This window comes from Paracoccus sphaerophysae (assembly GCF_000763805.1).
Classification (GTDB): Bacteria; Pseudomonadota; Alphaproteobacteria; order Rhodobacterales; family Rhodobacteraceae; genus Paracoccus; species Paracoccus sphaerophysae.
In genome coordinates this window covers 1-26,276 of sequence record NZ_JRKS01000042.1, presented here as the reverse complement: position 1 = coordinate 26,276, position 26,276 = coordinate 1, and the positions used below count along the sequence as shown (strand labels likewise).

26 protein-coding genes are annotated in these 26,276 nt (G+C 67.6%); 17 read left to right on the top strand and 9 right to left on the bottom strand.

Annotated elements, in window-relative coordinates; translation table 11 throughout:
• The first annotated feature begins 195 nt into the window (after positions 1-195).
• From IC63_RS18850 to IC63_RS11815, 3 genes are all read left to right on the top strand, one after another.
• Positions 196-984 carry an NYN domain-containing protein gene (locus IC63_RS18850; protein WP_052042190.1) on the top strand — a complete coding sequence of 263 codons (789 nt, stop codon included), beginning with the start codon at positions 196-198 and terminating at the stop codon, positions 982-984.
• 7 nt (positions 985-991) lie between these two features.
• A complete protein-coding gene (locus IC63_RS11825; RefSeq protein WP_232222597.1) occupies positions 992-2,410 on the top strand; it encodes a 3'-5' exonuclease in 1,419 nt (472 codons plus the stop codon).
• A 563-nt stretch (positions 2,411-2,973) separates the two neighbouring features.
• A protein-coding gene (locus tag IC63_RS11815; RefSeq protein ID WP_156965458.1) for an IS3 family transposase occupies positions 2,974-4,163 on the top strand; the annotation gives its coding sequence in 2 pieces (ribosomal slippage) (positions 2,974-3,226 and positions 3,226-4,163; 1,191 coding nt in all).
• 44 nt (positions 4,164-4,207) lie between these two features.
• Here IC63_RS11815 and IC63_RS11810 read toward each other — a convergent pair.
• From IC63_RS11810 to IC63_RS18155, 7 genes are all read right to left on the bottom strand, one after another.
• On the bottom strand, positions 4,208-5,866 hold the full coding sequence (locus IC63_RS11810; protein ID WP_052042189.1) for an ABC transporter permease: 1,659 nt from the start codon (positions 5,864-5,866) through the stop codon (positions 4,208-4,210).
• A 58-nt stretch (positions 5,867-5,924) separates the two neighbouring features.
• Positions 5,925-6,905, bottom strand: a complete 981-nt coding sequence (locus tag IC63_RS11805) for an ABC transporter substrate-binding protein (protein ID WP_036720622.1) — start codon at positions 6,903-6,905, stop codon at positions 5,925-5,927.
• A gap of 33 nt (positions 6,906-6,938) precedes the next feature.
• Positions 6,939-7,481: a histidine phosphatase family protein gene (locus IC63_RS11800; RefSeq protein ID WP_052042188.1), complete on the bottom strand. Its 543-nt coding sequence runs from the start codon at positions 7,479-7,481 to the stop codon at positions 6,939-6,941.
• Positions 7,475-8,551 carry an MBL fold metallo-hydrolase gene (locus IC63_RS11795; RefSeq protein WP_052042187.1) on the bottom strand — a complete coding sequence of 359 codons (1,077 nt, stop codon included), beginning with the start codon at positions 8,549-8,551 and terminating at the stop codon, positions 7,475-7,477. The genes IC63_RS11800 and IC63_RS11795 overlap by 7 nt, the downstream gene beginning before the upstream one ends.
• The gene (locus tag IC63_RS11790; protein WP_052042186.1) at positions 8,551-9,645 is read right to left on the bottom strand and encodes an ABC transporter ATP-binding protein; all 1,095 of its coding nucleotides are present in this window, start codon (positions 9,643-9,645) and stop codon (positions 8,551-8,553) included. Before IC63_RS11790 ends, IC63_RS11795 begins: the two co-directional genes overlap by 1 nt.
• Positions 9,646-9,897: 252 nt before the next feature.
• Positions 9,898-12,063, bottom strand: coding sequence for an esterase-like activity of phytase family protein (locus IC63_RS11785; RefSeq protein WP_036720620.1), 2,166 nt, complete (start codon positions 12,061-12,063; stop codon positions 9,898-9,900).
• Positions 12,064-12,108: 45 nt separating this feature from the next.
• The gene (locus IC63_RS18155; RefSeq protein ID WP_156965457.1) at positions 12,109-12,267 is read right to left on the bottom strand and encodes a hypothetical protein; all 159 of its coding nucleotides are present in this window, start codon (positions 12,265-12,267) and stop codon (positions 12,109-12,111) included.
• Between the two features lie 47 nt (positions 12,268-12,314).
• On the opposite strand from IC63_RS18155, the gene phnC reads away from it, so the two are divergent.
• The 5 genes from phnC (at position 12,315) to IC63_RS11760 (ending at position 17,130) form a co-directional block, all read left to right on the top strand.
• Complete coding sequence (gene phnC / locus IC63_RS11780; RefSeq protein WP_036720617.1) at positions 12,315-13,133, top strand: phosphonate ABC transporter ATP-binding protein; 819 nt, start codon at positions 12,315-12,317, stop codon at positions 13,131-13,133.
• Positions 13,134-13,192: 59 nt separating this feature from the next.
• Positions 13,193-14,089, top strand: coding sequence for a phosphonate ABC transporter substrate-binding protein (gene phnD / locus IC63_RS11775; protein WP_036720640.1), 897 nt, complete (start codon positions 13,193-13,195; stop codon positions 14,087-14,089).
• Between the two features lie 67 nt (positions 14,090-14,156).
• Positions 14,157-15,035, top strand: coding sequence for a phosphonate ABC transporter, permease protein PhnE (gene phnE, locus IC63_RS11770; protein WP_052042184.1), 879 nt, complete (start codon positions 14,157-14,159; stop codon positions 15,033-15,035).
• 5 nt (positions 15,036-15,040) lie between these two features.
• Positions 15,041-16,375: a phosphonate ABC transporter, permease protein PhnE gene (gene phnE, locus IC63_RS11765; protein ID WP_052042182.1), complete on the top strand. Its 1,335-nt coding sequence runs from the start codon at positions 15,041-15,043 to the stop codon at positions 16,373-16,375.
• A 140-nt stretch (positions 16,376-16,515) separates the two neighbouring features.
• Positions 16,516-17,130, top strand: a complete 615-nt coding sequence (locus tag IC63_RS11760; protein ID WP_036720613.1) for an LbetaH domain-containing protein — start codon at positions 16,516-16,518, stop codon at positions 17,128-17,130.
• Here the strand turns inward: IC63_RS11760 and phnF are convergent.
• Complete coding sequence (phnF, locus tag IC63_RS11755) at positions 17,127-17,843, bottom strand: phosphonate metabolism transcriptional regulator PhnF (RefSeq protein WP_036720610.1); 717 nt, start codon at positions 17,841-17,843, stop codon at positions 17,127-17,129. The genes IC63_RS11760 and phnF overlap by 4 nt on opposite strands.
• Before the next feature lie 99 nt (positions 17,844-17,942).
• Here phnF and phnG point away from each other — a divergent pair, with 99 nt between their 5' ends.
• The 9 genes from phnG to IC63_RS11710 are packed head-to-tail and all read left to right on the top strand — an operon-like array spanning position 17,943 to position 24,655.
• Positions 17,943-18,386, top strand: coding sequence for a phosphonate C-P lyase system protein PhnG (phnG, locus tag IC63_RS11750; protein ID WP_036720608.1), 444 nt, complete (start codon positions 17,943-17,945; stop codon positions 18,384-18,386).
• Positions 18,386-18,955: a phosphonate C-P lyase system protein PhnH gene (gene phnH / locus IC63_RS11745; protein ID WP_036720605.1), complete on the top strand. Its 570-nt coding sequence runs from the start codon at positions 18,386-18,388 to the stop codon at positions 18,953-18,955. The genes phnG and phnH overlap by 1 nt, the downstream gene beginning before the upstream one ends.
• Positions 18,955-20,040: a carbon-phosphorus lyase complex subunit PhnI gene (locus IC63_RS11740; RefSeq protein ID WP_036720603.1), complete on the top strand. Its 1,086-nt coding sequence runs from the start codon at positions 18,955-18,957 to the stop codon at positions 20,038-20,040. The genes phnH and IC63_RS11740 overlap by 1 nt, the downstream gene beginning before the upstream one ends.
• Complete coding sequence (locus IC63_RS11735) at positions 20,037-20,636, top strand: HAD family hydrolase (RefSeq protein ID WP_036720601.1); 600 nt, start codon at positions 20,037-20,039, stop codon at positions 20,634-20,636. The genes IC63_RS11740 and IC63_RS11735 overlap by 4 nt, the downstream gene beginning before the upstream one ends.
• Positions 20,633-21,499 (top strand): alpha-D-ribose 1-methylphosphonate 5-phosphate C-P-lyase PhnJ, encoded by an 867-nt coding sequence (locus tag IC63_RS11730; protein ID WP_036720598.1) that lies wholly within the window; start codon positions 20,633-20,635, stop codon positions 21,497-21,499. The genes IC63_RS11735 and IC63_RS11730 overlap by 4 nt, the downstream gene beginning before the upstream one ends.
• Positions 21,500-21,507: 8 nt before the next feature.
• Positions 21,508-22,287, top strand: coding sequence for a phosphonate C-P lyase system protein PhnK (gene phnK, locus IC63_RS11725; protein WP_036720635.1), 780 nt, complete (start codon positions 21,508-21,510; stop codon positions 22,285-22,287).
• Positions 22,288-22,290: 3 nt separating this feature from the next.
• Positions 22,291-22,974: a phosphonate C-P lyase system protein PhnL gene (gene phnL, locus IC63_RS11720; RefSeq protein WP_036720596.1), complete on the top strand. Its 684-nt coding sequence runs from the start codon at positions 22,291-22,293 to the stop codon at positions 22,972-22,974.
• Complete coding sequence (gene phnN, locus IC63_RS11715; protein WP_036720593.1) at positions 22,971-23,519, top strand: phosphonate metabolism protein/1,5-bisphosphokinase (PRPP-forming) PhnN; 549 nt, start codon at positions 22,971-22,973, stop codon at positions 23,517-23,519. Before phnL ends, phnN begins: the two co-directional genes overlap by 4 nt.
• Positions 23,516-24,655 (top strand): alpha-D-ribose 1-methylphosphonate 5-triphosphate diphosphatase, encoded by a 1,140-nt coding sequence (locus IC63_RS11710; protein WP_036720589.1) that lies wholly within the window; start codon positions 23,516-23,518, stop codon positions 24,653-24,655. Before phnN ends, IC63_RS11710 begins: the two co-directional genes overlap by 4 nt.
• A gap of 365 nt (positions 24,656-25,020) precedes the next feature.
• Here IC63_RS11710 and IC63_RS11705 read toward each other — a convergent pair whose 3' ends face one another.
• Positions 25,021-25,809, bottom strand: a complete 789-nt coding sequence (locus IC63_RS11705) for a recombinase zinc beta ribbon domain-containing protein (RefSeq protein ID WP_052042177.1) — start codon at positions 25,807-25,809, stop codon at positions 25,021-25,023.
• Between the last annotated feature and the right edge of the window lie 467 nt (positions 25,810-26,276).

The following is a 26,276-nucleotide window of genomic DNA, read 5'->3' as shown; positions in this document are numbered from 1 at the left end:
CACAACCAACATCTCCTGACTGCTCCCCCAATGCCTTTGGGAAAGCTTCTGAGCAGAATTATCAGGGGGGTCACTTTTGGACGCCGATCACCCCAACATAGGGGTCAAACTTGCATGCCGTTTCACAGTAAGCCAGCCCGCGATCCTGGGCATGGCTGACCCCTTGGGGCTTTTTCTTTTCCGGGGGACACGCCTGTGAAGGCAGCGATCCTCATCGACGGCGGCTATTTTCTCAAGCGCCTCGGCCGCGTCCGCCGTGGCATCGACCTGTTGAACGCCGAAGCGGTCGACGACGCCATCGGTCAATTGGTCGAAAACCATCTCAAGCAGCTCAACAAGATCGAGAAGGCCGGCCACCCCTACAGCCTACTCTATCGCTGCTTCTTCTACGACGCACTTCCTTACATGGCTAAGGGCCACCTTCCCATCAGCGGCAAGGCCATAGACTACGCCAAGTCCGACCAGGCCACCTTCCGTCTCGCCCTGTTTGACCGCCTCCGCCGGCGCGCGAACTTTGCCGTGCGCCTCGGCCAGGTCCGCAAGGAGCGGTCGTGGATCCTCTCCGAGGCGGCTCAAAAGGCCATCCTCAAGGGCACGCGGACACCTGCCGACCTCACCGACGAGGACTTCTATCCCGGCTTCCGCCAGAAGGCGGTCGACATGCGGATCGGCGTCGACATCGCCTCGATCAGCCTAAAGCGTCAGGCCGACACCATCATCCTCGTCGCCGGCGACAGCGACTTCGTTCCCGCCTCCAAGCTTGCGCGGCGCGAGGGCATCCGCATCACCGATGCAGGCGACGGCATGGTGCAGGTCCAGGTCTTCGGCGTGGACGTGTTCAAGCCCCAGACCGGCGAGGTGCAGAGCGAAGGCACAGACGGCATCGCCCTGTGGATGCTGGACACTGATTACAACGAGGAGTCCTTCTTCGTACCCGGACGCCCAACGCCGCTTTCGTATCCTCACCAACGCCGAGGAGCTTGAGCGGGCCTTGGACTACCCGTGGGACAAGTGGGCTGTTTTCCTGCACCCCGCCCAGAACGAGCTTGTCACACGGTCGTTTGCGGGCCCTGCCCGGGTCTCAGGCTCGGCAGGAACGGGCAAGACAATCGTCGCGCTGCATCGGGCGGTCCACCTCGCCCGCGTCGATCCCGCCGGCAAAGTTTTGCTAACAACCTTCTCCAAGCCGCTCGCAAATTCCCTGCGTGCCAAGTTGGCCACCCTCGTCTGCAACGATCCCGAGATCGCCGCTCGGATCGTCGTGAAGGCCGTTTCGGCCGTCGGCTACGACCTTTACACCGAGCGTTTCGGTCAACCCCAAATCGCTTCCGACGCACTGCTGGCCTCGCTGATTTCGAAGTCTTCGGCCGAACTGGAGGGGCATTGTTTCTCGCCCCAGTTTCTCATGGCCGAATGGCGCGACATCGTAGACGCGTGGCAGCTGCGATCATGGGAGGCATATCGCGACGTGTCTCGACTGGGTCGAAAGACCCGGATCGGGGGCAGGCAGCGGGAAGTCTTATGGAGGATCTTCGAGCGCGTCCGCAGAGAACTAACTAACCGCAGTGTTGTGACATGGTCGGACGTCTTCGGTCGGCTCGCCGATAATTTGGCGCAAGGCGGCAGACGTCCCTTCGACTTCGCGGTGATCGACGAGGCGCAGGATCTCGGGGTGGCTGAAGCGCGGTTCTTTGCAACGCTCGGTGCAGGGCGCGGCGACGGCCTGTTCTTTGCCGGAGATCTGGGCCAGCGAATCTTCCAGCAGCCCTTTTCATGGAAGGCGCTGGGCCTCGATGTCCGCGGCAGGTCGTCGACGCTGCGGATCAACTATCGCACTTCGCATCAAATTCGCCTGCACGCAGACCGACTCCTGCCAGCGACCGTATCGGACGTCGACGGCAACGCAGAGGGGCGCAGGGGCACCGTTTCCATGTTTGATGGCCCAAACCCGACCGTCAGGATGTGTGATGGTGTTGAGGATGAACAGAAGACAGTGGCTGGCTGGATCGCGGACAGGCTGAACGAGGGCTGCGCGCCCAACGAGATCGGCGTATTCGTGCGGTGCGACGCTCAGCTCAAACGCGCGCGCGCCGCCGTCAAGGCCGCCGGCCTCCGCGCAATCGAACTGAATGAAAAAGTCGAGGGCGAAGACGGCGCTGTCGCAATCAGCACGATGCATTTCGCTAAGGGGCTGGAGTTTCGCTCCGTTGTGGTAATGGCCTGCGACGAGGACGTTATCCCGCAGAGTGAAAGGATCGAAGAGGTGGCTGATGACGCGGATCTCGAGGAGGTCTACAACACTGAACGGCATCTTCTATACGTTGCATGCACCAGGGCTCGGGATCATTTGCTCATTACCGGCGTGACACCGGTGTCAGAATTTTTGGACGATTTCCTAAAAGGTCTGTGAGCTGGAGGTCTGATACAGATGGCCTGCCTCGGTCTAGGCCGGCCAGTGCGGGGTCTCGTAGCTCGGTGGGTGGGCGTCTGCTCATGCAGCCAAGCTATTACACCGGGTTCTCGAGATGAATCCTCCAATGGGTTTGTGCAACAATCCGAGCCGCTGAACAGATCTTTTGCTGCTGCCCGGCATTTCAACATTTCAACCGGGCGACATGCATCTATCCGAGCAAAAAGCTGGGATAAGCCAACTCGCGTCTTTTAAACGATGAAGGTATAAAGACCCAAACAAAGGCGGAGGTCTGTCCCGAACCCCTCCGGGATAGTCGCCAAGATCGCGATGGCTTACTGACACACGAAATTGTGACTTCTTGGCCGGACCCGTTCTGAGCGACCCATTTCCCGCCGCCAACGATCTTGTCGGGCCTCCCGATCAAGCCCTCATAGCGGCTTATCCAGCCAATGTTGCAGACAGCACGGGCGGCCTCCCCACGAAAACTGGTGGGCAGTTGACCTGCCATGGGATTTTTCCTCCACCGCCTATTAGAGTCCGCCCTAACTCGAGGACGGACAATGAAGCGAATGAGATTCACGGACGAGCAGATCATCGGGATCCTGGCCGAGCACGAAGCCGGCGCGAAGTGCGCTGATCTGTGCCGCAAGCACGGCATGTCGGAAGGCACCTTCTACAATTGGAAGGCCAAGTTCGGCGGCATGACGGTGTCGGAGGCAAAGCGGCTGAAAGCGCTCGAGGATGAGAACGCCAAGCTGAAGAAGCTGTTGGCTGAACAGATGCTCGATCTCGCCGCGATGAAGGAGCTGGTTTCAAAAAAGTGGTGACGCCTGCCGTGAAGCGCGAGGCGGTCGCGCACTTGAGGTCCCTGCTTGGGCTCTCGGAACGGCGGGCGTGCCGGATCGCTGGGGCGGATCGCAAGATGATCCGCTATCTGGCGCAGCGTGCGCCGGATACCGTGCTGCGCGGGCGGTTACGGGACTTGGCCAACGAGCGCCGGCGGTTCGGCTATCGGCGGCTCTTCGTCCTGTTGCGCCGCGAGGGCGAGCCTTCGGGGATCAACAGGATCTATCGGCTCTACCGCGAGGAGGGGCTGACGGTGCGCAAGCGGAAGGCCCGACGCAAGGCAGTCGGCACCCGAGCCCCGATCCTGGTCGAGGCGCGACCCAACGCACGCTGGTCGCTGGATTTCGTCCACGACCAGTTCGCCAGCGGCCAGCGCTTCCGGGTGCTCAACGTGGTCGACGATGTCACCCGTGAATGTCTCGCGGCAATCCCGGACACCTCGATCTCGGGGCGCCGTGTCGCGCGTGAACTCACGGCCCTGATCGAGCGTCGTGGAAAGCCCGGCATGGTTGTCAGCGACAACGGGACCGAACTGACCAGTAACGCCATCCTGCGATGGTGTTCCGAGCACAAGGTCGAATGGCACTACATCGCGCCAGGCAAGCCGATGCAGAACGGTTTTGTCGAAAGTTTCAACGGTCGGATGCGCGACGAGCTGCTCAACGAGACCATGTTCCGCAACCTGGCTCATGCCCGTGTTGTGATCGCGGCCTGGGCTGCAGACTACAATACCGAACGCCCCCATTCGGCCTTAGACTACCAGACCCCGGCTGACTATGCGCGGTCCCTGACCACCGCAATCGCCCGCCCCGCTGCGCGAGATGAAAGCTCCGTGCGTCGGGCGATTGCTCACCCTGCACCGACCACCGTAAACACAAACCGGGCTCCGGTCGCGGCTGGATGAAAGACCCGTGGCAGGTCACCTTCACGACAGCCCGATGGTCGCGGTCAATCCGCCCGCCAGGGCAGGGTCCCGGGCGGCAGGCTGCGGCCCAGCCGGTCGGCAACCAGCACCAGGATCGCCACGGCGGCCAGCGCCAAAACCGACAAAGCCGCCGCGGCGGTCGAGTTGCCCTCGTATTGCAGCGAGAAGATCTGCACGCCGATGGTCTCGTTGCCCGCCGACCACAACAGGGCCGACAGGGTCAGTTCGTTGATCGCGGTCATGAAGATGACCAACGCCCCGGCCGCGGCGGCGGGCAGCGCCGCGGGGCCCGCGATGCCCAGCATCCGCCGCAGGGGCGAGACGCCGTGGATGCGCGCGGCCTCGTCCAGCGCCGGGTCCAGGGCGGACAGCGCCGCCTCGACCGGGCGCAGCGAGACGGGCAGGAAGCGTCCGAGATAGGCGACCAGCAGGATCGCGCCGGTCCCGTAGATCGAGAAGCCCAGTAGCGGCAGCGGGCGCAGGTAGGCAAGGATCATCGCCAGGGCCAGCACCGTGCCCGGCACCACATAGGCGGGCTCCGCCAGCCAGCTCAGGGCGCGGGCCAGCGGGTTGCGGGCGGTGAGCGCCAGCCAGGCGAGCGGCAGGGCAACCAGCGCCGAGACGAGGCCCGCAGCCCCGGCGAGCAGGAAGGAATTGGCGAAGGCTCGTCGGATTGCCGGACTGGCGAGGGCCGATTCGAAGTTCCGCAGGGTTGCGGTCTCAAACCCGAAGGGCACACCCAGCGCGGGAAGCAGCGCCGTGGTCGTCAGCGCGAGGATGGGTAGGACCGACAGCGCCAGCAGCACCGCCCAGACCGCCGCCGCCAGCGGCCAGCGCCAGGGGCCGGTCTCAAAGCCGGCAAAGCTGCGACCGGCCGTGACCGGCACCGCCGTCCGGCGCACGACGAGATGCCGCAGGACCAGCGCGCCTGCCGCAAGCGCCACCAGCACCAGTGCCATGGCCGCGACCGAGCCGATCACGCCGGGGCCGAAGCCGTTCAGCCGCTGGTAGATCAGCGTCGTCAGCACCGGAAAGCGCCCGGGAATCCCCAGCAGCGCCGGGACGCCGAAATTGCCCACCGCACCGGCGAAGGCCAGCACCGACCCGGCGGCGATGGCGGGCAGCGTCAACGGCAGGACGATGCAGCGCAGGATGCGGGCCGATCCCGCGCCGCTGATCCGCGCGGCCTCGATCAGGTCCAGCGGCAGGCCCGAAAGGCTTGCGCGGGCGGCGATGAAGACCAGCGGCATGTGCTCGATCCCCATCAGCCAGGCGACACCCGCGCCGGAATAAAGCGGGTTGCGCGACCCGGGTGCGGGCGCCAGCCCCAGCGCGCCCAGCACGGCCGAGCCGCTGCCCATCAGCTCGATCCAGGCCAGCGCCATGATCTGCGAGGGAATCAGCAGCGGCGACAGCGCCAGGAAGCCGAGCAGCGCACGTCCCGGCAACCGCGCCAGCCCCGTTGCCAGCGCCAGCGCCGTCCCCAAGGCCGCCGAGATCAGCACCGACCCGCCCGAGGCGGTCAGCGTGTTTCCCAGCGCCCGGTTGAAGGCGCGGCTCGACAGGGTTTCGCGCAGCAGCCCCAGGGCCTCGCCGCCTTCGCCCGGCCCAAGCGCCAGCGCGAACAGCCGGACCAGCGGCGCGAGGCCGGTGACGAGCACGAAGCAGGCAAGAAGGGCCACGATCCACAGACCGCGGACCCTGTGCCCGTGAAGGCTGCGCCAGTAAAGGCTGCGGATGTCAGCCGCCGAAAAGCTCAGCGAATTTCTCCTTGTTGGCCTGGTCGTCGGCCATCAGCGCGGCCGCATCCAGCGGAAGGATAGTCAGCGCGGTCGGGCCGGGATAGCCCTCGGGGGCGGCAACGCCCCCGATGATCGGGAAATAGCCCTGGGTCACCGACTGCTCCTGCGCGGCGCGGGACAGTTGCCAGTCCACGAAGGCCTTGGCGGCCTCCACGTTGTCGCTGTCCTTGAGGATCGCGACCGGCTGTGTGATCGCGCTGACGCCCTGTTCCGGCCAGACGAAATCGACCGGCGAGCCGTCCTTCTTCGCGTTCATCGCCATGTATTCGATGATGATGCCATAGGCCTTCTCGCCGCGCGCTACGGCCTCGATCACGGTGCCGTTGCCCTGGCCCGCGACGGCGCCGTTGTCGGCCAGCGCCTCGTAATAGTCCCAGCCGAACTGGGGCTGCTGGACCATGGTGCCGACATGGATCACGGCGGCGCCGGAATAAAGCGGGCTCGGCATGATCAGCGAACCGGCGACCTCGGGCGCCTTGAGGTCGTCCCAGCCTTTCGGCGGCTGCTGCACCATGCCGGTGTTGTAGACGATGCCGGTGGTGATCAGCTTGGTGCCGAAGAAGGTCCGGTCGGGGTCGATGACGGCTTCCGGGATGCCCTCGACCGGCGCATCGGGATGGGCCAGCAGCCGGCCGTCCTGCTTCAGTTGCGTCATCGCCACGGCGTCGGCGATCAGCAGCACGTCGGCGGGGGTGGAACCGGCGGTTAACTCGGCCTGCAGCTTGGACATCAGCTCGGTTGTGCCGGTGCGGAAGATCTCGACCTGGACGTTCGGATAGTCCTTGTTGAAGGCCGCGACGACGCTCGCCATCTGCTCCTGCGGCTGCGAGGTATAGACGGTGATCGTGCCCGAGGGCGCAGCAAGGGCAGGGGCGCCAAGCGCGACCAGCCCGAGGGCAGCGAAGTTGATCTTGTTCATGGACGGATCCTGTCGTCGGTGTGCGGCGCCTCCTTAGGCGCGGGGCTTGAAGAATTCGTGACAGTGCCATTGCGGGAAGGGCGACCAGCGACGGATTTCCGCGTTCGCCATCCGCCGGTGCGGTGCCGGCGTCAACGCCGCATGGATTTCGCGGTCGGTGCCGGAATGGGCGACGATCAGCACCGGCTGGCCCAGGTCGATGGCCGCGAAGGCGCTGCGGATGCGGGTGCGGAAGGCTGCGGGGGATTCGCCGCCCGGCGGCGTCCGGTCGCGGCGCAGGATGGCGCGAGGCTCCCCTTCCCATTCGCCCCAGTTCCGTTCGGCAAGGCCTTCGGCCAGGATCACCGGGGCGCCGGTCGCCGCGGCGATGGCCTCGGCGGTCTGGCGGGCCCGCAGCAGCGGCGAGACGATGATCCGGGCGATCCCGCAGCCTGCAAGGGCCTCGGCGGCTTGCAGCGCCTGTTCCCGGCCGCGGGTGGTCAGGGGCAGGTCGGTGCTGCCGCAGATCAGCTCGGCGGCGTTGGCCTCGGTTTCCCCGTGGCGCAGGAACAGGAACCCGCCGGGCTGGATCACCATGCGATGCGCCCGTCGTCGGACCAGCGGATGCCAGGGAAGGCGGCCGCCACAGCACGGCGCCTGTCGGGCGGCGCGAAACCGGCAAGGGCCCGGGTGGGGCGGACCTGTTCCAGCGCGCGGGACAGCGTCGCGCGGTCGGGATGGACGTTCCAGCCCATGCGGCGGGCCCGGCCTTCGGCGACCCAGCCTGCCGCGGGCGAGCCCTGCGACAGATGGCCTGTAAAGATCAGCGGCACGCCCGCCGCAATCGCGCGCGGGCCCAGCACCTGCGCCGCGCCGCTGCCGCAGTTCGGACCACCCGCGATCATCACGTCTGCCAGCGGGCCCTCGGGGTCGAGCGGGCCGGCGTGATGCAGCAGCCGCTCCAGCGCCTTGGCCCCCGGGGGCGTGAGCCAGTCACCGAAGCCGCGTAGCACCTCCGCCGTATGGCGCGTCTGGTCGCAAAGCCTGACCGACGGGCCGGCCTCTAGGCAGGCAAGCGCAAGTTCTAGCCCGCGCCCGGCGGGCGGGGCAGGGAGCAGGCAGGGACCGGCGCCGATCGCGGCCAGCAGCGCCCGGGTCTGGCTGTCCAGCGCCTCGGGCAGCACGCCATAGGAACAGTCGAGCACCGCCACCTGCGCGTGCCGCATGGGATCGACTGGAAACAGCCGCGAGGCGGCGGCGAAGTCACCCGAGTAGAGCAGCCCCCCGGGTCCGCCGAGCCGCATCCAGACGGCGCCCGGCGCATGGCCGGCGCGTCCGGTTTCGATCCGCACGCCGGCCACCATGCCGTCGCGTGGCAGGTCATGGGCATCCCGCAGCCGCGGATCGGCCGCCAGCGCCCGCACCGGCGCGGTCGCGTGGATAGGCGGGTTGCCCAGCCGTTCGACAAGGTCCAGCGCCCCGACATGGTCGCCGTGCCCGTGCGAGACCAGGATGGCATCGACCGGCCCCACGCCCTCCAGGTCGGGACGGCGGCCCCCGTCGGGCCCCTGGCCCAGGTCGAGCAGCAGCCGGCGCCCGTCGATTTCCAGCAGGAAGCAGGCCGGGCCCTTGGCATCGAAGCCGCCCAGAGCGGCGAGTTCGGGCATCAGGCAGGCTCCGGCATCAGCGAGGGCGCAGGGTAAGCTGCCGCATGGTCTCTCGACCGGCGCGGCAGCACCCAGCCGCCTTGAAGGGCAAGGCCGATCCGTTCGCCGGTTTCCGCCCGCCGGTCCAGCCGCAGCGACAGATGCTCGGCCTCGGGCAGGTCGTCCAGCAGGACGTCGGCCACGGAGAACCCGTCCTCGAAGCGGACGGCGGCGATCCGCGCGGGCAAGCCCTGTGGGATCACGGCAAGATCGCGAGCGTGAAGGCAGAGCCACGCCGGCCCCGGCGGCGCAAGGCCCGGCAGCGTGGTCCGATGCGGGCCGATGGCGACCTGGCACTGGTTGCCGGCGCGCGCCGTCACCATCACCGGCAGGGTGCGGCCATGGCCGATGAAGCGAGCGACCATCTCGGTGCGCGGCCGGTCGTAAAGCTCCTGCGGGCTGCCCAGCTGTTCCAGCCGCCCTGCCTGCATCACGCCCACGAGGCTGGCGACGGCCAGGGCCTCGTTCTGGTCATGGGTGACGAAGACCATGGTGCAGCCGGTCGCGGCATGGATGCGGCGGAACTCGGCCAGCATGGTCTGGCGCAGATGCGCGTCGAGGTTGGCCAGCGGCTCGTCCAGCAGCAGGATGCGCGGGCGCGCGGCAAGGCTGCGGGCCAGGGCCACCCGCTGCCGCTGCCCGCCCGACAGCTCATGCGGCTTGCGGCCCGCCATGCCGTCAAGGCCCACCATCGCCAGCGCCTCGCGGATGCGCGCCTCGCGCTCGGCCCGGGCCAGGCGGTTCAGGCCGAAGCCGATGTTGCCCGCGACCGTCATGTGCGGCCACAGCGCATAGGACTGGAAGACGATCCCCAGCGCCCGCGCCTCGGGCTCGACGAAACGCCCCGGCCCGGCGACCAGGCGGTCGCCCAGCCAGAGCCTGCCGGCGTCCGGGCGCTCCAGTCCCGCGATCAGCCGCAGCAGCGTCGATTTCCCGCAGCCCGAGGGGCCGAGCAGCGCGGTGAAGCTGCCTTCGGGCAGTGTCGCGGACAGCGCGTCCACGGCACGGGTGGCGCCGAAACGGCGCGACAGGTTTTCGATTCTGATCTCGGTCATCGGGGGCTGGTAGCAGGTCCTTGTCACCGGTTTCTGTCAGTTTCCCGAAGCACCCGGAAGAGCCAGCCGGGGCAGGTCACGGGAGAGGGAGGAGCGTCCGGGCTTGGGATGCCGGCCTGGACAGTGGTGGCGGTCGCGCCGCATGGCATCGGCGTGACCATGGGCCGTGGCGGCAGAGGAAACAGGCATTCCCCTGTGCGCCTTTCGACCGCAAGGGGCGGTGCCGACCCGGCCCCGTGCGGTCTGCTCGTATCAGTCCAGCTTGCCGAGGTTCCAGAACAGGGTTTCGCCGGAACTGTCGTCCACGCCGTCGTTGTCGGTGATCACCCAGGCGTCACCCGTGGCATCGAAGGCGAGCCCTTCCACCTTGTCGACGACATAGCCGTTGGTCAGCGACTTGAGTTGCGGGATCAGGTCGCGGACCTCCTCCTTCGTCACCGGCGGCAGTTCGCCGCCGAGTGGGGCCGGTTGCATGTCCGCCAGCGCCACGCGGAAGACCTTTTTCACCCGCGCCATGTCGCCGATCACGTTGTCGCGCTCGATGACATAGGCATGGTCGCCCCGGATCGCGATCTCGGAAAGGCCCATCCACCCGTCGCCCTTCTGCTCCAGCGGATAGCGGACGGCGCCCCATTCCTCGGCCTCGAGGTCATAGGCCAGAAGCTTGACCTGGCCTTCCGGGTCATCGCCCCATTCCCGCTGCATGGCGACCCAGAGCCTGTCGCCCGACAGGGCGATGCCTTCGGCGCCAAAGCGCGTCTGGTGGGCCAGCAGTTCCACCGGCAGCGAGATTTCTTCCGTGATCTCGCCCTGCTCGTCCACATGCAGGATGGCATGGGGGATCAGCTTTCCGGCATCGCCCTCGTTGGCCAGCCAGAAGCCGCCCTTGCCATCGGCGGTGATGCCCTCGATGTCCAGCTTCTGCGCCGGGGCGCCATCCCGGGTGATCACGGTCTGCCCGGTGATCCGCGCGGGGGCCTGCGTCGTGTCGATCTTGTAAAGCGCGGGCATGGTGCCGTAGATGCTGTCGGAGGCCGCGACCAGATGGCCGGGCTTGTCCGCGATCGAGGCCAGCGCGCCCAAGGCGCCCCAGCCGATCGGCCCCTCGGTCCCGGCCGAGGTCAGCATCGGATAGGTGGGCGCGGCATCGGAAAGCTCGTAGATCATCACATGGGCCCGTGCGCCGCCATCCTCGCCAAGGTCGGCCTCGTTCGCCGTGACCAGAAGGTTGCGCGCGGGAATGGCGACCAGCCCTTCGGGGCTGACGCCCGAGGGCAGGAGCTGCACCAGCTTCGGCGCCGCCGGATCGGTCAGGTCATAAACCGCGACCACCGAGGCGCGTTCTGAAACGACGAACAGATAGGGCGTTTCCCCGAAACGGGAAACGGCGATGCTTTCGATCTCGACACCCTTGGATTTCGAGCGCTTCTCGGGATAGTGGCCGATCCCGGCAATGGCGCGCTCCAGCGCGGCGCCGGATTCGTAGACGACGGTTCCGTCCCTGCGGAAGATGGTGAAGCCGCGGCTGCCACCCTTCCAGTCGCCTTCGTTCGCGGTTACGAAATGGTCGTTGGCGATCCAGCTGACGCCATCGGGTTCGCGCGGGATCGGGCCGGTCGTTTCGGTAAAGGACAGCCGCCCGTCGCTGCGGGTGTCGACATTTTTAAGGACGACCTCGCCCGCCGGGAAATGCGCGGCGACCGCGCCATCCGCACCCACCACCACGATGTGATTGTTTTCCTGCAGCGTGACGACGATCTCGCCGGCCTCGTTGATGTCGACGAACTCCGGCTCGGGGTCCGCGGCGCCGATCCCGGCCAGGCCCGTCAGCTCGATCCGCTGCAGCGCGGCGCAGTCCGGCATTCCATCCGTGACCGGCAGCTTCACGAGGAAGCCCGCGGGCATCTGCGGCAGGCCGCCGTCGCCCGCGTCCTCGTCGCGCTCGTTCTCGATGGCGATGGCCAGGAAGCTGCCATCCCTGGACACTGCGACCGAATCCGGCTGTCCCCCCAGATCGCAGGACGCGGTCTCGGTCCTGCTGTCCAGGTCCACCACCGCAAGGCGGCCCGACGGAGCGGCACGGCTTTCCGAGGTGTTCACACCGACGAAGGCGCGCTTTTCGATGATATGGGCTGTGCTGGGCTCGCCGTTCAGGGCCACGTTGCCGAGCGGCTTCGGGGCCTTCGGATCGGTGATGTCGACCAGTCCCAGGACGCCAAGCGGGCTGTCGGTATAGATCAGCGTCATGCCGTCTTCCGAAACCGAGATGATCTCGGCCGACGAAGCCCGCGCCTTGTCCTCGCCCGCGGCCATGTTGGCGATGACCGGGAAGGTGGCGATGCGGTTGAAGCTGTCGGCAAGTGCCGGGCCGGCCATGAGGGCAAGGGCCGAGGCGGCCGAAAGAAGACGGGAAGACATGATTTCTCCTGCTGTGGGGCGGCAGAGCGATCATGCAAGTCTGTGTCAGTCAGGCGACGGACGGCTGAAGATTGCGTGACAGGCGCGCGCATCGGGACTGCGGGCCCTTTCACGGCCGGACCCCGCGCGCTCGGCCGCGGCAGCGCCCATGATTTTATCGCGGATCGTCATCCAGCTTTCACGGATCTGCCAGAAATCCGTCACCTGCCGCCTTTATCAGCACCCCCGAAATCGAACCGGGACGGACAGAGATGCTGCAGGTGAAATCGGTGACGCGGATGTTCGGCGCCAAGGCGGCCGTCGATGACATCAGCTTCTCGGTCGACGGCCCGGCCTTCGTGGGCATCATCGGGCGGTCCGGGGCGGGCAAGTCCACCTTCCTGCGGATGATGAACCGGCTGACCGACGCAAGCGCGGGGCAGATCCTGGTGAACGGGCGCGACGTGCTGGCGCTGCGCGGGGCCGCGGCGCGGGAATGGCAGTCCCAATGCGCCATGATCTTCCAGCAGTTCAACCTGGTCCCGCGCATGGACGTGGTGTCGAACGTGCTTTGCGGCATCCTCAACCGCCGCTCGACGCTGCAGACGATGTTCAGCCTGTGGTCCAGGGCGGACATCCTGCGGGCGCTCGACATCCTCGACCGGCTGGGCATCGCCGAGCAGGCGCCCAAGCGGGCCGAGGCGCTGTCGGGCGGCCAGCAGCAGCGTGTCGCCATCGCCCGCGCGCTGATGCAGGACCCCCGGATCATCCTGGCGGACGAGCCGATCGCCAGCCTCGACCCGATGAACGCGCAGGTGGTGATGGACACGCTCAAGCGCATCAATGTCGAGGACGGGCGCATGGTGATCGCCAACCTGCACACGCTGGACACCGCGCGGCGCTATTGCGACCGGGTGATCGGGATGCGCGACGGGCGCATCGTGTTCGACGGCCGTCCCGAGCAGCTTTCGACCGGCGTCGCCCGCGACATCTATGGCGCCGGTGCCGATTTCAACGAGGCCGCCACCTCGACCGCGATCCCCGCCGACCGCGCGCCGGACCGCGCCTGGGCGGACGCGATGCTGGCCTGACCCTTCTTCTCTCTTTACCCATTGCTCCCGCCTGGGGGCCACAACCCATGGAGCTTCCCATGAAGACCCTCACTGCCGTCCTGGCCGCCGCCACCGCGCTGGCCGGTCCCGTCTCGGCCCAGGAGATCACCCAGTTCAACATCGGCATCCTGGGCGGCGAGAACGCCCAAGACCGCCTGACCTCCAGCGAATGCCTGCGGGCGAAGGTCGAGGAAACGCTTGGCGTGCCGGTCAAGGTCTTCACCCCCGCCGATTATGACGGGGTGATCCAGGGCCTGCTGGGCGGCACGCTGGATTACGCCTGGCTGGGTGCCTCGGGCTATGCGAAGATCCATCTGACCGACCCGAACGCGGTCGAGGTGCGGCTGACCAAGCAGAACCTGGACGGCTCGACCGGCTACTACTCCATCGGCGTCGCCCGCGCCGACAGCGGCATTGCCTCGATGGATGACGCGAAGGGCAAGGTCTTCGCCTTTGCCGATCCGAACTCGACCTCGGGCTACCTGGTGCCGGGCGCCGAGCTGCGCGACGCCTATGGTCCGCTCGAGGAATACTTCTCGGAAGTGCGGATGTCGGGCGGCCATGAGCAGACCCTCGTCGGCGTGCAGAACGGCGATTTCGACGCCGGCGTGTCCTGGGCCGATGGGCAGGGCAACTGGGAGGACGGCTACAACTCGGGCGCCTTCCGCAAGGCCGCGGACGCGGGCCTGATCGACATGAACGAGCTGGTCGAGATCTGGCGCTCGAAGCTGATCCCCGAAGGCCCGATGGTAGTGCGCGCCGCACTGCCCGAGGAGGTGAAGGAAAAGGTCACGCAGCTGACCGCCGATCTGTGGGAAACCGACAAGGACTGCGCCTACAACGTCGCGGCGGGCGAGGCGAAGGACTTCGTCCCTGTCACCCACGCCGATTATGAGGGCGTGATCTCCGCCCGCAAGCTGCAGGAAGGCCAGTAATACCTCTCCGGCCTGTCCCCATGATGCGGGCCGGCCGTTTTCCGTTCTGCCATCTCTCGGGAACCGCATGGCCGATACAGCCCTCGCCACCGGACCGCTGCCGCCTGCTGGTCAGCCTGACATCCGCGCCGCCTATCTGGAGATGACCCGCCGCAAGCGGATGTATGGCGGCATCCTTCTGGTGCTGTTCGTGGCACTGATGGCCTCGGGCTTCCTGCTGGCCGAGGGGCGCAACGCCGGCGGCTTCCTCGATGGCCTGCCGATGCTGACGGCCTTCCCGTCCGAGGTGCTGTCCGAGGCCTGGGCGAACCGCGCGGCCATCCCCGGTCGGATCCTGCAGTTCCTCCCCTCGCTGGTCGAGACGGTCAACATCGCCGCGGTGGCGACGCTGCTGGGAGGTCTGGGCGCGGCGGTGCTGTCGCTTCTGGCCACCCGTGGGCTGTCGCGCTGGCCGCGGCTGACGCCCCTGTTTCGCCGCATCATGGACGCCTTCCGCGCGGTGCCGGAAATCGTGATCGCGCTCGTCCTGATCTTCATCCTCGGCGGCGGCCCGGTCCCCGCGGTCATCGCCATCGCGATCCACACCGCCGGCGCCTTGGGCAAGCTGTTCTCGGAAGTGGCCGAGAACGCCGACCCCAAGCCGGTCGAGGGGCTGCAATCCGTCGGTGCCAACTGGTCGCAGCGGATGTGGCTGGGCGTGATCCCGCAGGTCGCGCCGAACTGGCTCTCCTATGCGCTGTTGCGGTTCGAGATCAACGTCCGGGCCAGCGCCATCCTGGGCTTCGTGGGCGAGGGCGGCATCGGGCATGACCTGAAGCTTGCGATGCAGTGGGGGCAGGGGCGCTATGACCAGGTGGTGGCGATCTTCCTGCTGCTGTTCGTCACCATCGTCATCATCGATCGCATTTCGGACCGCGCCCGCGAGCGGCTGGTAAAAGGACGCTAAGGCCCATGCCTACCCTGACCGCCACCTTGCCCGCCGCCGATCTTTCGCAGGGCATTGTCCGCCGCTTTGCCCGCCGCAGGCTGACGGCACTGGCCGTGCCGGCGGCGATCCTGGCCTATCTCGCCTATGCCGCTATTGCCTTCGACGTGGCGGGGCTCGCGCAGCGGGCGCGCTGGGACAATGCGGCAATCCTTTTGTCGGACTTCTGGTCCTACAAGACCCATGTGTCCCGCGACAACCGCTCGGGCGATCTGACGGTCGCGATCGAGGGCGAGGCCAAGGGCACCTATCCGCCCGGGATGCTGCCCGACTGGGTGACGGTCGCGGGCGAGGTGACGACCATCGACCTCGGCGGCGGCCATGTCGTGACCTATGATCCGGCGGGCGCGCGCTATGTCGTGCCGGGCTACGGCACCATCGGCATCCGCCCGACCGAGGACGGGCTGGTGCTGGACGCCCCCGAGCCGCTGCCCGAGGGGGTCTCGGTTTCGAAGAACCGCATCGCGGTGACGACCCAAGCGGGGCGTTTCAACTACACCCGCTCCAAGGTGGAAACCTTCCGCTATCAGCCGGGGTGGGAGCTGTTCTTCTTCACGTTGGATAGCCCCTTCCGCGGCAAGGGGCCGCTGGAGCTGGCCGCGCTGGCGCTGGGCGGCGAGCGGATCGATCCCGCGCGGTCGAACCTTGGCTACATGCTGTCCGAGTTCTGGACCAACAAGATGTGGCGGCACGGGGACGTGGCTTGGGCGATGTTCGAGACCGTGCTGATGGCCTTTCTCGGCACCATGGGCGCCGCGCTGGTCGCCCTGCCGCTGGGGTTCCTGGCCGCATCGAACATGATGCCGGTCAGGGCGGCCCGCTTCGGCCTGCGCCGCGTCTTCGATTTCATCCGGGGGGTGGACGCGCTGGTCTGGACCATCGTCCTCGCCCGCGCCTTCGGGCCGGGGCCGATGACCGGGGCGCTGGCGATCCTGATCACCGACACCGGATCCTTCGGAAAGCTGTTTTCCGAGGCGCTGGAGAACATCGACGAAAGGCAGGTCGAGGGGGTCCGCTCGACCGGCGCGGGCGGCCTGCAGAAAGCGCGCTTTGGCGTGATCCCGCAGGTGGTGCCGGTGCTGCTGTCGCAGGTGCTCTATTACCTGGAATCGAACACGCGGTCCGCGACGATCATCGGGGCGATCGTGGGCGGCGGGATCGGACTGCTGCTGACGCAGGCGATCATGACCCAGAAGGACTGGGAAGAGGTCGCCTATTACATGGTGCTGATCGTGCTGATGGTGATGCTGATGGACAGCCTGTCGGGCTGGCTGCGGAGAAGGCTCATCAGGGGCGGCTGAAGCACGTGCCGAGGCGCCGCACCGGGGGCTTAGAGCCCCCGGGCCACTGCCGTGGCCTTCCTCGCCGAAAACAGTCCACTGGACTGTTTTCCGGGCGCTCGGAAGCCCGCGGGATATTTGAACGAAGAAGAAAGACGCAGATGCCGAAACTGTCCGCCAGTGAGCCTTTCGTCCATCCCGGTTGCGAGATCGCCAATTCCACCTTTGGCGCTTACTGCGAGGTGGGGCAGGGGTCGCGCGTGCTGAACTCGGCGTTCGGCGATTATGCCTATTGCGACCGGCTGGCGGATATCGCCAATACCACGGTCGGGCGCTTCGCCAATATCGCGGCGCTGACGCGGATCGGGCCGACGGATCACCCCTGGACCCATGCGGCGCAGCATCATTTCCTGTATCGCTCGTCCTATTACTGGGAGGATGCCCGGGACGACCCGACCTTCTTCGCCGCCCGCGCGGCGCGGCGGACCACGCTGGGGCCGGACTGCTGGATCGGGCATGGCGCCATCGTCAAGCCCGACGTGACGCTGGGCGCGGGGGCCATCGTCGCCTCGGGCGCCGTGGTGACGAAGGACGTGGACCCCTTCATGATCGCCGCCGGCTGCCCGGCAGTGCCGCTGCGGGCGCGCTTCGCGCCCGAGGTGATCGAGCAGTTGCTGGCGCTTGCCTGGTGGAACTGGGACCACCAGCGCCTGCGCGAGGCGTTGCCGGATTTCCGCAGCATGAGGGCCGAGGCTTTTCTCGAGAAATACGGCTAGGCGCTCTCGGGGCTGACGGTCAGCGTCACCCGGTCGCCCGCGAACCAGGTCGTGCCGTATTCGACCGGATGGCCCTCGGCGTCGATGTTCACGGCAGTCGATCGCAGGATGGGTGCCCCTTGCGGGATCTGCAGCGCCAAGGCCAGCACCGGATCCGCCAGCTTGGCCGTCAGCCGGGTTTCGGCGCGGGTGTAATCCCTCACGCCGCATTCGGCCAATGCGGCGGTGATCGACTGCTGCCGCTCTATCGCCGCCAGCAGGCCCGGAAAGCGGTAGGCCGGGAAGACCGAGCGGAACGAGGCAAGCGGCTGGCCGTCGGCCAGCGAGATGCCCTCGATCACATGGACCTCGGCGGCGGGGGGCAGGCGCAGCGCCTCGGCCTCGCGGGCGCTGGCGGGCCGGGTTTCCAGCCGGGTGATGCGGCGCGACGGCGTGCGGCCCGAGGCGGCAACGTTCTGGTTGAAGCGGACCCGGCGTCCCAGCGCATAATCCGTCGGCCGGGCGGTGACGAAGACGCCGGCGCCGCGGCGGGAATGCACCGTGCCGTCTTGGGCCAGCGCCGCCAGCGCATGGCGCACCGTGTGGCGGTTGACACCGAAGCGGGCGGCCAGTTCCGCCTCGGTCGGCAGCTTGTCGCCGGGGCGGTAGAGACCTTCCGCGATCTCGCCCCTCAGGGTGTCCGCGATCGAGGACCAGAGAGGGATGCGCGTCATGCCCTGTGTCACCAAGATTTCACACTTCCGTTGTTGAGGCGGTGCAGCGGTTCGGCTAGAAGATGTCTAGTTGTATAGTGAACTGGACAACTTGCCAAGATGTCGAGACAGGTGACTGAAACCGAGAGGAAGGGCTGGATGGCCATCCTTGCCAAAGCGCCGCCTGCGCGCCTGGCCGAGTTGCTGCCGGACCTTGCCGCCCATGCGGTCCTGCGCGCGCCCGAGACCGGGGCGGTGATGGTCCGGGGCCGCACGGGCGGGACCGGGGCGCCCTTCAACCTGGGCGAGATGACGGTGACGCGCTGCTCGGTCCGGCTGGACTGCGGGGCGGTGGGGCACGCCTGGGTGCAGGGGCGCGACAAGGCCCATGCCACCCGCGCCGCGCTGGCGGATTCGCTGATGCAGACCGACGCGGCGCCCCGCATCCGGGCCATGGTGCTGGAGGTGCTGGCCGCCGAGGCCAAGGCCGCGCGGACCGCCCGCGCCGGCAAGGCCGCGGCGACCCGGGTCGATTTCTTCACCCTCGTGCGCGGAGAGGACTGATGCAGGCGCAATCCCTGACCGGCGGTTTCGCCGACGCCCCCGTGGAAAGCGCCCGCGCCTTCCGCGCCATTCTGGAGGCGATGGCCCGCCCCGGCACGATCCGCCGCGTCGAAGGGGCCGCACCCCCTGCGCCGCTGTCGCCGGCCGCCGGCGTGGCGCTGCTGGTTCTGGCGGACCCGACGACTCCGCTGTTTCTCGCAGGCGCGGTTGATTGCCCCGCGGTGCGGGACTGGGTGGCCTTCCACATCGGCGCCCCCCTAGCCGGCGCCGAGGAGGCGGCCTTCGCCGTGGGGACATGGGCGGACCTGCAGCCCGTCACCCGCTTCCGCATTGGCCAGCCCGACTACCCCGACCGCTCGGCCACGCTGATCGTGGAAGCCGACCGTCTTGAGGCGGACGGCCCCCGCCTGACCGGCCCCGGCATCCGCGAGGCGGCCCGGCTGTCGCTGCCCGAGACGGCGGCATTCCAGGCGAACCGGGCGCTGTTCCCGCTGGGCTGGGACTGCATCCTGACCTGCGGCGACCGGCTTGCCGCGCTGCCCCGTTCGACCCGCCTGGAGGACGCCTGATGTATGTCGCCGTCAAGGGTGGCGAGCGCGCCATCGACAACGCCCATGCCTGGCTGGCCGAAGAACGCCGCGGCGATCCCGCCGTCCCGGAACTGACCGTCGCGCAGATCCGCGAACAGATGCGGCTGGCGGTGAACCGCGTCATGGCCGAGGGCTCGCTTTATGACCCCGACCTCGCCGCGCTGGCGATCAAGCAGTCGCGCGGCGACCTGATCGAGGCGGTGTTCCTGATCCGCGCGTATCGCACCACGCTGCCCCGGTTGGGCGCCTCGCAGCCTGTGGACACGGCGGCGATGGCGGTGGACCGCAGGGTCAGCGCCACCTTCAAGGATCTGCCCGGCGGGCAGGTGCTGGGGCCGACCTTCGACTATACGCACCGGCTTCTCGATTTCAAACTCGCGGCCGAGGGCGAGGTCGCGGCTGCGCCCACGCAGGACACCATCCCCGAGCCGGTGCCGCATGTCACGGGCTTCCTGAACCGCGACGGGCTGATTGAGGCCGAGCCGCGCGACGACACGGCGCCACCCGACCTGACGCGCGAGCCGCTGGAACTGCCCGCCGCGCGCCCGTTGCGCTTGCAGGCGCTGGCCCGGGGGGACGAGGGCTTCGTCCTGTCGCTCGCCTATTCCACGCAGCGCGGCTACGGCCGCACCCATGCCTTCGTGGGCGAGCTTCGCATCGGTCGGGTCGCGGTCGAGGTGGACATCCCCGAACTGGGCTTTGCGGTCGAGATCGGCGAGGTCGAGCTGACCGAATGCGAGACGGTGAACCAGTTCAAGGGCTCGAAGACCGAGCCGCCGCAGTTCACGCGGGGATATGGGCTGGTCTTCGGCCAGTCCGAGCGGAAATCCATCGCCATGAGCCTCGTGGACCGGGCGCTGCGCTGGAAGGAACTGGGCGAGGACTTCACCGGCGCCCCCGCGCAGGATGAGGAATTCGTCCTGTATCACTGCGACAACATCCAGGCGACCGGTTTCCTCGAGCATATCAAGCTGCCGCATTACGTCGATTTCCAGGCGGAACTGGAACTCGTCCGCCGGTTGCGGGCCGAGGCTGCCGCTGCGGTGCAGGAGGCTGCGGAATGAACATCGTCTTCGACATCGGCAACGTCCTGGTCCGCTGGGACCTGCATCGCGCCTTCTCGGACCACTTCGACAGCCCCGAGCTGATCGAAGCCTATCTTCAGGAGGTGGGCTTCCACGACTGGAACCGCCTTCAGGACGGCGGCCGAAGCTGGGCTGACGCGAGCGCCGACCTCCGCGCCCGCCACGGAGAGCGCGCCCATCCGGCGACCGACTATCCCGCGCGCCACGCCGAAACCATCGCCGAGCCCATCGAGGGCACATGGGCGCTGGTGGGCCGGCTGGCTGCGCGCGGCCATGCGCTTTACGCGATCACCAACTGGTCGGCCGAGACCTGGCCCGACGCCCAGCGCCTGCATCCCCGGCTGAGCCGCGTGTTCCGCGACCTGGTGGTCTCGGGGCAGGAGAAGCTGCTGAAACCCGATGCCGCGATCTTCTGCCTTCTGTGCGAACGCAATGGGCTGGACCCGGCGGAGTGTCTCTTCATCGACGACAGCGCCGCGAATGTCGCGGGCGCCCGCGCCTTCGGCATGGACGCGGTGGTCTTCACCACGCCCGAGGCACTTGAGACTGACTTGGCCGAACGGGGGCTGCTGTGAGCGATTACAACTTCGCCTATCTGGATGAACAGACCAAGCGGATGATCCGCCGCGCGATCCTCAAGGGCGTCGCGGTGCCGGGCTACCAGGTTCCCTTCGCCAGCCGCGAGATGCCCATGCCCTACGGCTGGGGCACCGGCGGCGTGCAGGTGACGGCCGCCTGCCTGACGCCCGAGGACCGGCTGAAGGTCATCGACCAGGGCGCGGACGACACCACCAACGCGGTCAGCATCCGCAAGTTCTTCCAGCGGACGGCCGGAGTCGCGGTCACCGAACGCACCACCGAGGCCACGGTCATCCAGACCCGCCATCGCATCCCCGAACAGCCGCTGACCGAGGGTCAGATCCTCGTCTACCAGGTGCCGATCCCGGAACCGCTGCGCTTCTTGGAACCGCGAGAGACCGAGACCCGCAAGATGCACGAGCTGGAGGAATACGGCCTCATGCACGTCAAGCTCTACGAGGACATCGCGCGCCACGGCCAGATCGCGACTAGCTATGCCTATCCGGTGATGGTCGAGGGGCGCTATGTCATGGACCCCTCGCCGATCCCCAAGTTCGACAACCCCAAGCTGTCGGACAACCCTGCGATCCAGCTGTTCGGCGCGGGACGCGAACAGCGCATCTACGCGGTGCCGCCCTATACGCAGGTCGTGAGCCTCGATTTCGAGGACCATCCCTTCGTGGCGTCGAAGGCCGACCATGATTGCGACCTCTGCGGGGCCGCGGACAGCTATCTGGACGAGGTGATCACCGACGACAGGGGCGGGCGGATGTTCGTCTGTTCCGACACCGATTACTGCGCCAGCCGCCGGGCCGAAGGGCATGTCGGCAGGCTTGGCACCGACGAAAGGGCGGCGTGATGGGCATGATGGAACGGGTCGCGGTCACCTCCGACCAGCCGCTGCTGCGGGTCGAGGGGCTGACGAAACGCTATGGCTCACGCATCGGCTGCGCGGATGTGGGCTTCGACCTTTATCCCGGCGAGGTGCTGGGGATCGTCGGGGAAAGCGGCTCGGGCAAATCGACGCTGCTCTCCTGCTTGGCGGGACATCTGCGGCCCGACGAGGGCGCGATCACCTATGACCGCCGCGACGTGCTGGCGATGGCCGAAACCGAACGGCGCCGGCTGTCGCGCACCGAGTGGGCCTATGTCCACCAGAACCCGCGCGACGGGCTGCGGATGGGCGTCTCGGCAGGCGGCAACGTGGGCGAGCGTCTGATGGCCGTCGGAGCGCGCCATTACGGCGGCATCCGCGAACAGGCGCAGGACTGGCTCGGCCGCGTGGAAATCGCCGCCGACCGCATCGACGACCGCCCGGCGCAGTTTTCCGGCGGGATGCAGCAGCGGCTGCAGATTGCGCGGAACCTCGTCACCGGGCCGCGGCTGGTCTTCATGGACGAACCGACCGGGGGGCTCGACGTCTCGGTCCAGGCGCGTCTGCTGGACCTGCTGCGCGGGCTGGTCCGCGATCTCGGGCTGTCGGTCATCATCGTGACGCATGACCTTGCCGTGGTGCGTCTGCTGGCGCATCGGCTGATGGTGATGAAGGGGGGCAGGGTGGTCGAGCAGGGCCTGACCGACCAGGTGCTGGACGATCCGCAGCACGCCTATACCCAGATTCTCGTGTCCTCTGTCCTGCAGGTGTAACGGATGATCCTGATCGAAGACCTGTCGAAGTCCTTCACCCTGCACAACCAGGGCGCTGCGGTGATCCCGGTGATGGAGGGTGCCTCGCTCTCGGTCGCACCCGGCGAATGCGTCGGCTTGACCGGCCAGTCGGGCGCGGGCAAATCCACGCTGATGCGGATGGTCTGGGGCAACTACCTGGCCGCAGGCGGTCGCATCATGGTGGGGGGCATCGATGTCGCGACTGCCTCGCCGCGCGAGATCATCGCGCTGCGGCGTGACAGGCTGGGCTATGTCAGCCAGTTCCTGCGCGTCGTCCCCCGCGTGCCGACGCTGGAGGTGGTGGCCGAGCCGCTGCTGGCGCTTGGCACTCCGCCAGAGACGGCGAAGGCGAGGGCAGCCGAACTGCTGCGCCAGCTGAATATCCCCGAACGGCTGTGGGGCCTGTCTCCCACCACCTTCTCGGGCGGCGAGCAGCAGCGGGTCAACATCGCCCGCGGCTTCGCCCATCCCTATCCGGCATTGCTGCTGGATGAACCCACCGCCAGCCTCGACGCGACGAACCGCGAGGTCGTGCTGCGGCTGATCGAGGAGGCCAAGGCGCGCGGCGCGGCGATCCTGGGCATCTTCCACGACGAGGCAGCCCGCGCCCGCGTCTGCGACCGCCTTGTGGACGTGACCGGTTTCACGCCGAAGGTTGCGGCATGATCTTCGCGGTGGTCGGCCCCTCGGGCGCGGGCAAGGACACGCTGATCGGGGGCGCGCTGCGGGCGCGTCCGGGCCTGCGGCTGGTCCGCCGCGTCATCACCCGCCCGACCGAGGCGGGCGGCGAGGATTTCGAGGGCGTCACGCCCGAGGAATTCGCCGCCCGCAAGGGGCGAGGCGAGTTTGCGCTGGACTGGGGCGCGCATGGCCTCAGCTACGGGATACCCAAGGCGCAGGTGCAGGGCGGCGGCGACGTGATCTTCAACGGCAGCCGTGCGGCGTTGGCGCGGGCGCAGGTGGTCTTTCCCGACCTGCGGGTGATTGTCGTCACTGCGCCGCCCGAGGTTCTGGCCCGACGACTGGCCGCGCGCGGGCGCGAGACGCCTGGCGACATCTCCGAGCGGCTGGACCGCGCCGACTTCGACCTGCCCGACGGAATCGAGGCTGCAACCGTCATGAACGACTCGACCCCCGAGCACGGCGTGGCGCGGCTGCTGGCCGCGTTGGACGCGGCGGCTCAAAGGACAACACAGGACGACCCCCGATGACCGAGACAATCCTTGCGAATGCTCGCCTCGTTTTGCCGGAGGAAACCATCAGCGGCCAAGTCCGCATGGTGGACGGCCGCATCGCCGACATCGCCCAGGGCACGCAGGTGCCCCCCGGCGCGATCGACTGCGAGGGCGACCTGGTCATGCCCGGCCTGATCGAGTTGCACACCGACAACCTGGAACGCCACCTGCAGCCTCGGCCCAAGGTGAACTGGCCGCATCAGGCTGCAATCGTCGCCCATGACGCCGAGCTTGCCGGGGTGGGCATCACCACCGTCTTCGACGCGCTGCGGGTGGGATCGGTCGTGTCGGACGCCGACGCCAACTACGGCGAATACGCCCGTGCGCTGGCCACCGAGATCATGGATCTGCGGGGGAGGGGCGCGCTGCGGATCAGCCATTTCCTGCATCTGCGGGCCGAGGTCTGTTCCGAGACGCTGGTTGCCGAGATGGCCAAGTTCGGCCCCGACGACCGTGTCGGCATTGTCAGCCTGATGGATCACACGCCGGGCGAGCGGCAGTTCCGCGACCTGTCCAAGCTGCGCGACTATTACACCGGCAAATACGCCATGACAGACGAGGCCTTCAAGGCCCATGTCCTGCACATGACCGCCCTGAAGGAACGCGTGGGCGCCAGGCACGAGGCGACCGTGGTCTCCGAGGCCCGCCGCTATGGCGCGACGCTGGCCAGTCACGACGACACGACGGCGGGCCAGGTCGCGGTCAGTGCCGGCCACGGCGTCCATTTCGCCGAGTTCCCGACCACCGCCGAGGCCGCCCGCGCCTGCCACGACCACGGCATCCTGGTGATGATGGGCGCCCCGAATCTCATCCGGGGCGGCTCGCACAGCGGCAATGTCGCGGCGGCGGAACTGGCGGGCGAGGGGCTCCTGGACATCCTGTCCTCGGATTACGTGCCCTCGTCGCTGCTGACCGCAGCGCTGATGCTGGGCGACCTCTGGGGGAACACGGCGCGGGGCATCGCCGCCGTGACCTCGGCTCCCGCCCGCGCCACCGACCTGCACGACCGGGGAAGGCTCGAGATCGGCGCTCGTGCCGATGCCATCCGGGTGACGCGGGTCGGGGCGGCGGGCGCAGTGCGGGGGGTCTGGGTGCAGGGAGGAAGAGTTTAGGGAGCTATGACCTGCACGATGATCGTGGCTATTGGTATCGAATTGCCGAGACCCACCCCGCATCTGCGCCTGCCCGAGCCGTCGCCACGGGCGATCGGGTGAGAGAAGCCGGCGTCAATCTCCCGCATGTGTCCGGCCAGTTCGCTGAAGGCTTCCCGATCTTCGCCCTCATCTCCCTCCTGAACTCTGAAGAGCCTGTCATCGCTGTCCGTCGAGCCTGGGGAGATCAGTCGCCGCCTGCTTGGCGGAGCCCGACAGAGCATGGATGCAGAGCGGCCGGAAGCAACGGTTTCCGCCTCTCCGGCTAAGGAGCCGAAGGCATTCAGTGATCGGGTCGAGGAGACGACGCACCGGCAAGGGCTGCTCTAGGCGACAAGCAGCCTGGGAGCGGGAGAGACGGCTTCATACAAAGGCGAGTATTTCTGGAAGCGTGCCCCCGCAACCAACACTAATTCTCCAACAATATCAACAGCCCCCGCAACACCGCCGGGGGCTTTGGCGTTTCTGGTGCTGGTTGCGGGAGCTATGCGTCGGCTCGTCGCCAGGCTCAGCAGACCCGCAAGGTCGCCCTGCAGGTCGATCACCAGGCGCGAGGCGCCCTCGGCCGTCTCCACCGGCACCAGCACGATCCTGTCGATCAGCCCCCGGAGTGCCTCTTTTGCCTCCTCGGCGCCCTCCGACTGGCCCAGGCCGCGGATCAGGGCCGCGACGCGATCGCGGTAGGTCTTTGCCATCGACGGATGAAACCGCACCGGGCCAGGGGCGGGTGCGTCCTCCAGAAGGCGGTGGAGCTCTTTCCCTCGCGTGTCCAGCGCGATCATCCGGTCCCTGACCTGCTCGGGCGGGATACCGGCGATGATCGCATCGACCAGCCTTGTGACCTGGCGCAACTCCTTCTCGAGCTCCGCCCGACCGGCATCGGCTTCGGCGCGGAGCCGGTTCCGCTCGGCGGCATATTCTTCGCAGAACAGTTCCACGGCGGCCGGGTCCATCAGATGGTGCTCAAGGGCGTTCAGAACAGCGCTTTCGAGATCGTCGCGCCGGATGGTCATCCGGTTGGTGCAGATCGCCGCGCCCTTGTTGCGGGCCGTCGAGCAGCCGAAGTTGTCCTTGCCGACTTTGGAAAACCCGCCGCAGCACCACCCGCAGGTCATCAGACCGGAGATGCACGGATGGCTTCGGCCCCGAAGGACCCCGGCACTACCGGACCGACCAGAGGTCGACACCGGGTCATGCCGCAGGAGCGCGGCCGCGATCAAGCGGGTGAGAGGCTCAAGCGCTAATTGCGGGCTCGGCATGCTGGGGACTGACACCCATACGCGCAAGGCAACGCGATTGATTTGACTCGGAATGAGCGTGGGCGGCACGCTACGATGACAGATCAAGGATTTACGACGGGAAAAATGCGGGTTCGAGTGGCAACTCACATATCTTCTCGAGCCGCAGCACGCCACGCGCGCCGTGACAACTGGTTGGCAGATACTGCCAGCTTAACACGCAAGGTTCGCGTTCCCGTTACAAAGCAAGCCTAAAACGACAGCCCGAACAGCAACGGGACATCGTGATGCTTGGCTCACCTGACAATGGAATCCCCGTCGCCCGGACCCCCGAGGCTCGCAGA

What these genes read in the sequence shown, in the direction of transcription:
- IC63_RS11785 (WP_036720620.1), bottom strand. Translation starts at nt 12,063, where the DNA reads ATGTCTTCCCGTCTTCTTTCGGCCGCCTCGGCCCTTGCCCTCATGGCC.
- IC63_RS11795 (WP_052042187.1), bottom strand. Translation starts at nt 8,551, where the DNA reads ATGCCCGAACTCGCCGCTCTGGGCGGCTTCGATGCCAAGGGCCCGGCC.
- IC63_RS11790 (WP_052042186.1), bottom strand. Translation starts at nt 9,645, where the DNA reads ATGACCGAGATCAGAATCGAAAACCTGTCGCGCCGTTTCGGCGCCACC.
- phnK (WP_036720635.1), top strand. Translation starts at nt 21,508, where the DNA reads ATGGAACGGGTCGCGGTCACCTCCGACCAGCCGCTGCTGCGGGTCGAG.
- IC63_RS11800 (WP_052042188.1), bottom strand. Translation starts at nt 7,481, where the DNA reads ATGGTGATCCAGCCCGGCGGGTTCCTGTTCCTGCGCCACGGGGAAACC.
- phnG (WP_036720608.1), top strand. Translation starts at nt 17,943, where the DNA reads ATGTCGAGACAGGTGACTGAAACCGAGAGGAAGGGCTGGATGGCCATC.
- IC63_RS11740 (WP_036720603.1), top strand. Translation starts at nt 18,955, where the DNA reads ATGTATGTCGCCGTCAAGGGTGGCGAGCGCGCCATCGACAACGCCCAT.
- phnN (WP_036720593.1), top strand. Translation starts at nt 22,971, where the DNA reads ATGATCTTCGCGGTGGTCGGCCCCTCGGGCGCGGGCAAGGACACGCTG.
- phnC (WP_036720617.1), top strand. Translation starts at nt 12,315, where the DNA reads ATGCTGCAGGTGAAATCGGTGACGCGGATGTTCGGCGCCAAGGCGGCC.
- IC63_RS11805 (WP_036720622.1), bottom strand. Translation starts at nt 6,905, where the DNA reads ATGAACAAGATCAACTTCGCTGCCCTCGGGCTGGTCGCGCTTGGCGCC.
- phnH (WP_036720605.1), top strand. Translation starts at nt 18,386, where the DNA reads ATGCAGGCGCAATCCCTGACCGGCGGTTTCGCCGACGCCCCCGTGGAA.
- phnE (WP_052042182.1), top strand. Translation starts at nt 15,041, where the DNA reads ATGCCTACCCTGACCGCCACCTTGCCCGCCGCCGATCTTTCGCAGGGC.
- phnF (WP_036720610.1), bottom strand. Translation starts at nt 17,843, where the DNA reads ATGACGCGCATCCCTCTCTGGTCCTCGATCGCGGACACCCTGAGGGGC.
- IC63_RS11760 (WP_036720613.1), top strand. Translation starts at nt 16,516, where the DNA reads ATGCCGAAACTGTCCGCCAGTGAGCCTTTCGTCCATCCCGGTTGCGAG.
- phnE (WP_052042184.1), top strand. Translation starts at nt 14,157, where the DNA reads ATGGCCGATACAGCCCTCGCCACCGGACCGCTGCCGCCTGCTGGTCAG.
- IC63_RS11735 (WP_036720601.1), top strand. Translation starts at nt 20,037, where the DNA reads ATGAACATCGTCTTCGACATCGGCAACGTCCTGGTCCGCTGGGACCTG.
- phnL (WP_036720596.1), top strand. Translation starts at nt 22,291, where the DNA reads ATGATCCTGATCGAAGACCTGTCGAAGTCCTTCACCCTGCACAACCAG.
- IC63_RS11710 (WP_036720589.1), top strand. Translation starts at nt 23,516, where the DNA reads ATGACCGAGACAATCCTTGCGAATGCTCGCCTCGTTTTGCCGGAGGAA.
- IC63_RS11705 (WP_052042177.1), bottom strand. Translation starts at nt 25,809, where the DNA reads ATGACCTGCGGGTGGTGCTGCGGCGGGTTTTCCAAAGTCGGCAAGGAC.
- phnD (WP_036720640.1), top strand. Translation starts at nt 13,193, where the DNA reads ATGAAGACCCTCACTGCCGTCCTGGCCGCCGCCACCGCGCTGGCCGGT.